The sequence below is a fragment of the Kitasatospora sp. NPDC101447 genome (genome assembly GCF_044767225.1).
Taxonomy (GTDB): Bacteria; Actinomycetota; Actinomycetes; order Streptomycetales; family Streptomycetaceae; genus Kitasatospora.
Genome location: NZ_JBIWNL010000088.1, coordinates 1 through 2,072, shown reverse-complemented (window position 1 = coordinate 2,072; position 2,072 = coordinate 1). Strand labels below are relative to the sequence as shown.

General features: G+C 70.8%; 1 protein-coding gene. It reads left to right on the top strand.

Features of this window, described 5'->3' with window-relative positions:
- Window positions 1-24 precede the first annotated feature (24 nt).
- Window positions 25-2,072, top strand: a 2,048-nt coding sequence (locus tag ACIRST_RS42395; RefSeq protein WP_402810144.1) for a condensation domain-containing protein, incomplete at its 3' end; no start/stop codon positions are given.

The following is a 2,072-nucleotide window of genomic DNA, read 5'->3' as shown; positions in this document are numbered from 1 at the left end:
CGGTGGAATGCCGATGGCCAGTTGGTGTATGTGGGCCGGGTCGATGATCAGGTGAAGGTTCGGGGTTTCCGGATCGAGCTGGGTGAGGTGCAGGCTGCGGTCGTCGCGCATGAGCTGGTGGCTCGGGCTGCGGTGGTGGTGCGGGAGGACGAGCCGGGGGACAAGCGTCTGGTGGCGTATGTCGTCACTACCGACGCACAGGACCCGCATGGTGTGCGGGAGTTCGTGGCACACCGCCTGCCGGAGTACATGGTTCCCTCCGCGTTCGTGGTGCTGGATGCGTTGCCGTTGACGGTGAACGGGAAGCTGGATCGTCGTGCGCTGCCGGCGCCGGAGTACGGTCCGGAGCAGGCCGGGGGCCGGTCCCCGCGGTCGCCGCGTGAGGAGGTGCTGTGCGGGCTGTTCGCGCAGACCCTGGGTGTGGAGTCGGTGTCGATCGACGACGACTTCTTCCGCTTCGGCGGTCACTCCCTGCTCGCGACCCGGCTGGTCAGCCGCATCCGCAGTCTCCTCGCGGTGGAACTCCCGATCCGCCAGCTCTTCGAGACCCCGACGGTTGCGGGTCTCGCCGCCGCCCTGGACGCCACCGAGGGCGTCACCCGGGGTGCCGTCGTCGCCGTTGTCCCGCGTCCGGAGCGGATCCCGCTGTCGTACGCGCAGCAGCGGCTGTGGTTCCTCCACCAGTTCGACGGCCCCAACGCGACGTACAACGCGCCGGTGGCGCTGCGGCTGCACGGTTCGCTGGACCGGGAGGCGCTGCGCGAGGCCCTGGCCGACGTCGTCGCCCGCCACGAGAGCCTGCGCACCCTCTTCGTCGAGGACGCCGAGGGAGCGGGGCAGGTCATCCTTCCCGCCGACCGGGTCGAGCTGCCGCTGGACGTCGTGGAGACGGACGAGGAACAGCTGGCGGAGCGCCTTGCCGAGGCCTCGGCCCACCCCTTCGACCTCGCCCAGGAGATCCCCTTCCGGGCGACGCTCCTCGCCCTCTCGGCGACGGACCACGTCCTGCTCGTCCTGACCCACCACATCGTGAGTGACGCGTGGTCGCGTGGTCCGCTGGCGCGGGACCTGACCGCGGCCTACGCGGCGCGGGTGGCGGGGGAGGCGCCGGCCTGGCAGGCGCTGCCGGTGCAGTACGCCGACTACAGCCTGTGGCAGCGGGAGACGCTCGGTTCGGAGGACGAGCCGGGTAGTGAGATCTCGCGTCAACTGGCGTACTGGGAGGGTGCTCTGGCGGGTCTGCCGGATCAGTTGGAGCTGCCGTTCGACCGGCCGCGGCCGGCGGTGGCCTCGTACCGGGGTGAGCGGATTCCGTTCGAGGTGCCGGGCGACTTGTACGGGCGGGTCGTGGCGCTGGCGCGGGAGACGCAGTCCAGTCCGTTCATGGTGCTGCAGGCGGCGCTGGCCGCGCTGCTGACCCGGTTGGGTGCGGGTGAGGATGTGCCGATCGGCACGCCGATCGCGGGCCGGACCGACGACGCCCTCGACCAGCTCATCGGTGTCTTCATCAACACCCTCGTCCTGCGCACCGACACCTCGGGCAACCCCTCGTTCAACGAACTGGTGGGCCGCGTCCGGGAGACCAGTCTGCGCGCGTACGCGCACCAGGACCTGCCGTTCGAGCGGTTGGTCGAGGCGGTGAACCCGGAGCGTTCGCTCGCCCGGCACCCGCTGTTCCAGGTGCTGCTGACCTTCAACAACACCGACTACCAGGGCGCCCTGGACTCGCTCGACGGGCTGCCCGGCCTCACGGTCGAGCGCCAGTCGGTCGACACGTCGGCCGCCAAGTTCGACCTGGCCTTCGGCTTCACCGAGCAGTTCGACGGGCAGGGCCGGGCGAACGGCCTCGCCGGCGTGCTGGAGTTCGCCACGGACCTCTTCGACCAGGCGACGGCGCACGCCTTCGTCGACCGACTGCTCCGCCTGACGGCCGCCGCGGTGGCGGCGCCCTCGGGGCCCATCGGCTCCATCGACCTGCTCGATGAGGTCGAGGCGGGTCTGGTGGTGGAGGGGTGGAACGAGACGGCGTGTGAGGTGCCGGGTCGTTCGGTGGTGGAGTTGTTCGCGGAGCG